Source organism: Micromonospora sp. A200 (assembly GCF_029893845.1).
In the GTDB taxonomy this organism is placed as follows: domain Bacteria; phylum Actinomycetota; class Actinomycetes; order Mycobacteriales; family Micromonosporaceae; genus Micromonospora; species Micromonospora purpureochromogenes.
The window spans coordinates 1-6925 of sequence record NZ_JARXXY010000078.1 but is presented as its reverse complement, the minus strand read 5'-3'; the positions used below and the strand labels follow the sequence as shown (position 1 = coordinate 6925).

Annotated in this window: 8 protein-coding genes; 3 read left to right on the top strand and 5 right to left on the bottom strand. The window is 70.5% G+C overall.

All coding sequences use genetic code 11. The features are described from left to right. Positions 1 to 286: 286 nt before the first annotated feature. Positions 287 to 517 (top strand): hypothetical protein, encoded by a 231-nt coding sequence (locus M2302_RS32870; RefSeq protein WP_280841685.1) that lies wholly within the window; start codon positions 287 to 289, stop codon positions 515 to 517. A 98-nt stretch (positions 518 to 615) separates the two neighbouring features. Here M2302_RS32870 and M2302_RS32865 read toward each other — a convergent pair whose 3' ends face one another. After that, a complete protein-coding gene (locus tag M2302_RS32865; RefSeq protein ID WP_280841684.1) occupies positions 616 to 1101 on the bottom strand; it encodes a carboxymuconolactone decarboxylase family protein in 486 nt (161 codons plus the stop codon). Positions 1102 to 1271: 170 nt separating this feature from the next. Between M2302_RS32865 and M2302_RS32860 the strand changes: the two genes are divergently transcribed. Continuing rightward, entirely contained in the window at positions 1272 to 2207 is a 936-nt protein-coding gene (locus M2302_RS32860; RefSeq protein ID WP_280841683.1) for an RNA polymerase sigma-70 factor, read from the top strand. A 28-nt stretch (positions 2208 to 2235) separates the two neighbouring features. Here M2302_RS32860 and M2302_RS32855 read toward each other — a convergent pair whose 3' ends face one another. The 4 genes from M2302_RS32855 to M2302_RS32840 form a co-directional block, all read right to left on the bottom strand. Continuing rightward, a complete protein-coding gene (locus M2302_RS32855; RefSeq protein ID WP_280841682.1) occupies positions 2236 to 3015 on the bottom strand; it encodes a GNAT family N-acetyltransferase in 780 nt (259 codons plus the stop codon). A 5-nt stretch (positions 3016 to 3020) separates the two neighbouring features. After that, positions 3021 to 4229 carry a low temperature requirement protein A gene (locus M2302_RS32850; RefSeq protein ID WP_280841681.1) on the bottom strand — a complete coding sequence of 403 codons (1209 nt, stop codon included), beginning with the start codon at positions 4227 to 4229 and terminating at the stop codon, positions 3021 to 3023. 366 nt (positions 4230 to 4595) lie between these two features. Then, entirely contained in the window at positions 4596 to 5099 is a 504-nt protein-coding gene (locus M2302_RS32845) for an O-acetyl-ADP-ribose deacetylase (protein WP_280841680.1), read from the bottom strand. Positions 5100 to 5221: 122 nt separating this feature from the next. Continuing rightward, complete coding sequence (locus tag M2302_RS32840; protein ID WP_280841679.1) at positions 5222 to 5962, bottom strand: class I SAM-dependent methyltransferase; 741 nt, start codon at positions 5960 to 5962, stop codon at positions 5222 to 5224. A 290-nt stretch (positions 5963 to 6252) separates the two neighbouring features. On the opposite strand from M2302_RS32840, the gene M2302_RS32835 reads away from it, so the two are divergent. Continuing rightward, positions 6253 to 6834, top strand: a complete 582-nt coding sequence (locus tag M2302_RS32835) for a dienelactone hydrolase family protein (RefSeq protein ID WP_280841678.1) — start codon at positions 6253 to 6255, stop codon at positions 6832 to 6834. Positions 6835 to 6925 lie beyond the last annotated feature (91 nt).

Here is a 6925-nt window from a genome sequence, read left to right as displayed (position 1 = left end):
AGTTATGTCCACAGCAGACAGACGATCACCCGGTGGCCGCACCTCGTCTACCCGGCCCCCACCAGCGACATCTCAAACGGCGGCTGCCGTACTAGGGGCCGTCCATCCGAACCCACCCTCGCGGTCGGCGACAAAGCCGTCCACCGAGACGCTCATCGAGTAGATCAGCATGGCTTCACACGCATCGCACCGGAGCGACGGACGATGAACGCGATGAAGTTCACCACTGAGCTTGACATCGGGCGCTCTCCTTCCTTCTCCCTGGGGCCTCACGTGGACAAACACTGTGACATACCAGGCGGCACTCCCGTGCCCCCGCGAGACCAAGGCGTTCGTCGCCGAACTGCTGCGCCAGCAGCGGGGCGCATTGGGCACCCGGGCCGGGCGGCGGGCCCTTGCCTGGCCCAGGCGGTGCTGGTGCTGCGCTGGTACCTGGACGTACCTCGACGACCAGCGGCGCGTCGCCGCCGCGCTGCTCGGTGCCGGCCGGGAGATCGTCGGCTACCGGGATAGTTGACCGGGCCGGTGCTCAGCCGGCGGTGAGGTCGCCCAGGGCGATGCACGGGCCCGGCCCAGGATCGGATGATCCTGGGCCGGGCCGGATTCGTCCGCCGGTCAGTTGAAAGCGGCGGCGAACATGCCGGGCTCGTAGGAACCCCCCTGCTGGTGCACGATCACCGCGAGCCGGTTGGCCGCGTTGATCACGGCGACCAGGGAGACCAGCGCGGCGATCTGGTCGTCGTCGTAGTGCTTGCGCACCTGTGCCCAGGTCTCGTCGGACACGCCGTGGTGGGCGTCGGCGAGCCGGGTGCCCTCCTCGGCGAGCGCCAGCGCGGCCCGCTCGGCCTCGGTGAAAACGGTGGACTCGCGCCAGGCGGCGACCAGGTTGAGCCGGACCGGGGTCTCGCCGGCGGCCGCGGCCTCCTTGGTGTGCATGTCGATGCACCAGCCGCAGCCGTTGATCTGGCTGGCCCGCAGCGACACCAGCTCCTGCGTGGACCTCGGCAGCGGCGACTGATGGATCACCAGGCTGGCGTTGGCGAACCGCTTGAAGAATTTGACGGCGATCTCGTTGTCGAGCATGTTGAATCGAGCGTCCATGATTCCGCCCTTCCTCGTGGTGTGGCACCGGACGAACACGAGATGCCGGCGATCAGATCCCTGTGACAGCGGGACCACGTGACGCCTGCCACAACGAGGTCTCGGTGTCACACCACGGCGGGGCCCGGCATCTGGTGGGTGACACAGTCGCGAGCGAACAGGAGTCACCCATGGACGGCACGTCGCAGACCACACCCGACGATCGTGGCAGCGGCCGCGACGAGCGCCCGGACCTCGCCACCGAGGCGTTCCTCGCCCACCGCAACCTGCTGTTCACCGTCGCCTACGAGATGCTCGGCTCGGCCGCCGACGCGGAGGACGTGCTGCAGGAAACCTGGTTGCGGTGGGCGGGCGTCGATCTCGGCGAGGTGCGGGATCAACGTGCCTATCTGGTCCGGATCACCACCCGCCAGGCGCTCGCCCGGCTGCGTACGCTCGGCCGCCGCAGGGAGTCCTACGTCGGTTCCTGGCTGCCCGAGCCGCTGCTCACCACGCCCGACGTGGCCGAGGACGTCGAGTTGGCCGACAGTGTCTCGATGGCGATGCTGCTGGTGCTGGAGACGCTCACGCCGACCGAGCGGGCGGTGTTCGTGCTGCGCGAGGTGTTCGACGTCGGGTACGACGAAATCGCCGAAGCCGTCGACAAGAGCCAGGCCGCGGTCCGCCAGATCGCGCACCGGGCACGGGCACACGTTGCGGCGCGCCGGCCGCGCGGGGTCGTCTCCGCGGCCGAGACCCGAGACGCGCTCGAGGCGTTCCGGCGGGCGGCCGAAACGGGCGATCTGCAGAGCCTGCTCGACATCCTCGCACCGGATGTCGTCCTCCTGGGTGACGGTGGCGGAGTCAAGCAGGCCGTCCCGCGCCCCATTGTTGGGGCCGACAAGGTGGCCCGCCTGCTGGTTGCCGGGCTGGGCAGGCTTGCCGACACCCCGTCGCTGCGGCCGGCACAGGTCAACGGCTACCCGGCGCTGATTTTCTGGCAGGCCGGTGAGCTCGACACCGTCGTGGCGGTCCGCATCGACGATGGCCTCATCACCGGGCTCTACGCCGTGCGCAATCCCGAGAAGCTGTCGCACATGGGGCGGGAGAACGCCCTGTGCCGCTGAGGCGTCGGCGGCAGATCCGGCTGCTGGATCAGAGGCCGAACGAGGCTCGGCAGGCGTCCATGCCGTCCACCGTCACGGCCGGCAGCTTGTGCTGGCGCCATCGCTGCAGGGTCAGCCGCAGGCGGTCGGAGACGACAGCCTCACCGTCGCGCGCATCGACGGAAATCCCGTCGTGCTCGTAGCCGAGTTTGCGCGATACGCCTTGCGAGGAGTGGTTGTCCTGGAACACCTCGGTCAGTGCGGCGGTGGCGCCGAGATGATCGAAAGCAAGGGTGAGCAGTCCGGCCCTCGCTTCCGTTCCGTAGCCTCTGCCCTGATGATCCACGCCGAGCCAAGCTGAGGTCGTCACCTGTCTGACGACCGGGAAGTCCCGGGCGCGAAGCGTGACCTTGCCGATCGGCTGGCCCGCCCGGAAGACGCCCATCCCGAGCTGCCACGCTGCCACGTCCCAGGAGGCAAGCTGGTCCCAGTGCCCTTGCAGGACGGACCGGGCCCGGTCCGCATAGCTGCCGTCGGTCCACGGGGTCAGGAACGGCCGCTCGCCGGGACGATGCACGCCCTGGCCGGCGAGATCGGCGAGCGCAGCCAGTTCCTCCTCGCGTGGCAGGCGCAGTTGCAGGTGCGGTGTGGCGATGGTGAGACCGTAAAGCGGCCACAGATCGGCAAGCATGTCCCGCATCCTGTCGGTCAAGATCCGGCTGAGCAAGCGAGATGCGTCGACACACTGGTCTCGGCAGAAGTGGATGGGCGGGCGCTCGCGCCCGCCCACGAGCAGAGCGCGGTCAGCGCGCCAGGGGATGACGTCCACCGACGTCAGGGTCGGTCCTCCGGGCGGTACGGACGGCGCGCGCCCTCATCTGGGGCCGCCGTCCCGTCCGCGCGCTGCCGGCGAACGAACTCCACCGCCGCGACTCCCAGCAGGACGACGGTGGCACCGAAGCCCAGGAGCAGGTTCCACAGGTGCGGAGCGGCCGGCGCGAGGGCGACGGCGACGAGGACACCGACCACGTGCGAGAGCGGGATGCGTCCGAGGACCTCGTGGTCGAGGGCGGCCCGCCCGACCAGGAACAGTGCCGCGCCGCCCAGGATGAGCGCGGTCAGGGTGTCGTCCGGCCGCTCGGTGGGATGCTCGATGATCCGCATGAATCCGGCGGCGACGCAGACCACGCCCACCAGCATGAGCCAGTGGACGTACGGGTTGGTCTGGACGAGCCGTTCCCGGTGGGGGGACCGCTTGATGGCGATACTCAGCCGGGCGCCGGCTCCCCGGGCGTAGCTCCACCACAGCAGCACCGCCGCGACGAACGCGGTGGCGAACGCGGTGATCCGGCCGGCGGTGAACGGCGTGTCGCTCAGGGTGAGGACGGTGACCAGGATGAGTTCGCCCAGGGTGAGGACGTAGATCTGCTGGTACCGCTCGGCCAGGTGCTCCGGCACCACGTCGTACCTGGGTAGGGGCGGTCGGCCGGGGATCGGGAACCGCAGGCCGAAACCGAGGTAGTCCACGGTCAACGCGGCCAGCCACACGGCGAGACGGGTGTCGGGCGAGGGAATCAGGCCGCCGATGATCCACAGGATTCCGGACACCGTGGTCCAGAGCAGGACCCGCTTCGAGCGTTGCTGCTCCGGCCGGCCCCGCAGCGACGGGATGACCACCAACGCCCGACCCCAGTTGATCCCGGCCCAGGTGGCGCCGAACACCAGGCCGTGGTTGTCGAACGCGGTCGGCAGGGCGGCGGACATCAGCATGCCGCCGAACATGACGCCCAGGATCACCAGCTGGACGGGTCGCGCCTGAGGGCTGTAGAGGTCGGTGAACGACGTGGTGGTCACCCAGACCGCCCAGAGCGTCGACAGGGCGAGCAGTGCCTGGGCGATGGCCGTCCAGCTCTGCTCGGTCGCCATCTTCTCCGAGGTCAGGATCAGGGTGGCGATGGCCGCGAGGTCGAAGAAGAGCTCCAGCAGATCGGTCCGCTGGGCCCCGCCCGGCACCCGGGTTATCAGCCGGCGTCCGCCATCCATCACTTCGGCCTTCTCGATCTCGCGACGCCGGGCCGCCCTCTTGGATCTCGGACTGATCGCCGGGTGTCGCCGACCGTCGGCGCCGGGACAACTGACAGCCGCGTCGCGCGGCTCGGGCGCCGGGGGCACAACCAGGTCGTCGGCCGACCTGGCCCTCCCGGGTACGCGACAGGGCAGGGGCCGGTGCTCCCGCGCGGCTTGACACCGCCCCGCTCAACGCTAGTCGGGCGCGAGGTCAAGCGACCGGCGATTGTCGAACTGCTACGCGAGGCCCGCAGCGCTCAGCGAGCCCGGGCGCCCGCGTCACGACGACGCGCCGTTTCTCAGCGGACCGACGTGACCGCCGGCCTCATCGCCGGTCGCGGTTCACGCCCGCCCCGCCATGGTCAACAGCTGGTACGTCACGTCGTCGAAGGCGACCAGGCGGACGCGCTCGACCTGGGTCGGCGTGGCCCTGATGGTCGAGATCGCGATCGTCGCCGCCTGCTCGGGCGGGAACCCGTACACGCCGGTGGCGATGGCGGGGAAGGCGACGCTGCGGGCGCCGACCTCGTCGGCGACGGCGAGGCTGCGCCGGTAGCACGAGGCCAGAGTGTCGGCCTCGCCGTGGCCGCCGCCCTCCCACACCGGGCCGACGGTGTGGATGACGTGGCGCACCGGTGGGTCGAGGTCGAACGCCGGTGTGGCGACCGCGTCGCCGGCGTCGCAGGGCGCCAGCGCGGCACCCGCCCGGGCCAGTCGCGGTCCGGCCGCGCGGTGGATCGCCCCGTCCACACCGCCACCACCCAGCAGTGATTCGTTGGCCGCGGTGACGATGGCATCGACGTCCTCGACGGTGATGTCACCGAGCACCACTTCGATCGCGGGCATGCCCCATCATGTCACCGCCGGCACTCCGGCAGGGGTCCGAGCGGGGGTTCGGATCCCCTGCGGTCCACCACGCCTCACCCCGTCGGTCGCGACCGGGTCAGAAAGTCAGGATGGCGCAGCGCTCAGTCGGCGGGCTTCTCCCAGACCGAGACGTGCTGGCGGCTCTCGCTGGTGAACGGCGCCCGGTTCCACCCGTCCCAGCGGTCCCGCAGCCGCAGCCCGGCGAGCTGGGCCATCAGGTCGAGTTCCGCCGGCCACACGTACCGGAAGGGGATCGACCGGTATTCCCCGCGGCCGTCGACGATGCGGACGTAGTTGGAGCTGGTCGCCTGGGTGGCGACGTCGTAGACGTCGTACGACCATCCGGTCGGTGAGACGTGGAAGGGCACCACGTTCTGGCCGGGCGGGAGCCGGCGCAGGTCGGGGACCAGTACCTCGATCACGAAGCGGCCACCGGGGGCCAGGTGCGCGGCGGCGTTGCGGAAGCAGGCCACCTGGGCCTCCTGGGTGGTCAGGTTCATGATCGTGTTGAAGAGCAGGTACGCCACGGAGAACATCCCGTCCACCCGGGTGGTGGCGAAATCGCCGATCGTCAGGCCGATCGCGTCGCCGCCGGGCTTGGCGCGCAGCCGGTCGACCATCGCCCGGGACAGGTCGATGCCGTGTACCGGCACACCGCGGGCGGCCAGCGGCAGCGCGACGCGTCCGGTCCCGACGCCCAGTTCGAGGGCCCGGCCGGCGCCGGCGAGGTCGGCCAGCACGTCGACCGTGGCCGCCACGACGGCGGGGTCGAACATCTCGCTCGTCCGGTCGTCGTAGGTCGTCGCCACCGCTTCGCCGAAGTAACCGTCCGCATCCCGCATCGCCGGACCGTACCGTCGGAGCCGGCGGCGGCGCCCGTGATTTACCGGTCGTCTCTTAGGCCGCGCGATCCAGAGGTACGCCACCGAGCCGCGGAAGCCGCCGGTGGGCTCGTCCGGCCCGACCGCTCCGTCCACCTCGGAGGGTCCGCCGGTGTGTGCGCGGTGTGCCTTGACGGGCAGCGAGCGGAACCAGTTCATGCGAGCGTTGTGCCGGCTCGCCAGAATGTCGGGCGTGCGGGGCATCATCCTGGACGGCGCGCACGAGCAGATTCCACGGAGAGGGATGTCGCATGGCTGAGGTGCTGTTGTTCCACCACGCGCAGGGGCTGACACCAGGTGTCCGTGACTTCGCCGACCGGCTGAGGGCAGCCGGGCACACGGTGCACACCCCGGATCTCTACGACGGGAAGACCTTCGACACCCTGGAGGAGGGCCTCGACTACGGCCGGACGGTCGGATTCGATGTGATCCTCGAGCGCGGCCGGCTCACGGCCGAGGGGCTGCCCGCCGGGCTGGTGTACGCCGGGTTCTCGCTCGGGGTCATGCCGGCGCAGTTGCTGGCCCAGACCCGACCGGGCGCGACGGGTGCCCTGCTCTTCCACAGCTGCATCCCGACGTCCGAGTTCGGCGGCGAGTGGCCGGCCGGTGTGCCGGTCCAGGTGCACGGGATGGACGCCGACGAGTTCTTCGTCGACGAGGGTGACCTCGACGCCGCCCGCGCCCTCGTCGCGGCGGCCCCGGACGCCGAACTGTTCCTGTACCCCGGTCCGCAGCACCTGTTCGCGGACAGCAGCCTGCCCTCCTACCACGAGCCGGCGGCCGCGCTGCTCACCGAGCGGGTGCTGGGCTTCCTCGACCGCATCGGCTACTAGGGCGTGTCCTGCCGATCATGAGCTCCGTGGATCGTCCGGGGCAGCGCCGACACCCAACCGGATGCCATAGTGCCGCGATGAAGGCAGACCT

Coding starts and splice junctions, on each gene's coding strand:
- M2302_RS32845 (WP_280841680.1), bottom strand. CDS start 5,099: ATGCCCGCGATCGAAGTGGTGCTCGGTGACATCACCGTCGAGGACGTC.
- M2302_RS32850 (WP_280841681.1), bottom strand. CDS start 4,229: ATGGATGGCGGACGCCGGCTGATAACCCGGGTGCCGGGCGGGGCCCAG.
- M2302_RS32835 (WP_280841678.1), top strand. CDS start 6,253: ATGGCTGAGGTGCTGTTGTTCCACCACGCGCAGGGGCTGACACCAGGT.
- M2302_RS32840 (WP_280841679.1), bottom strand. CDS start 5,962: ATGCGGGATGCGGACGGTTACTTCGGCGAAGCGGTGGCGACGACCTAC.
- M2302_RS32865 (WP_280841684.1), bottom strand. CDS start 1,101: ATGGACGCTCGATTCAACATGCTCGACAACGAGATCGCCGTCAAATTC.
- M2302_RS32860 (WP_280841683.1), top strand. CDS start 1,272: ATGGACGGCACGTCGCAGACCACACCCGACGATCGTGGCAGCGGCCGC.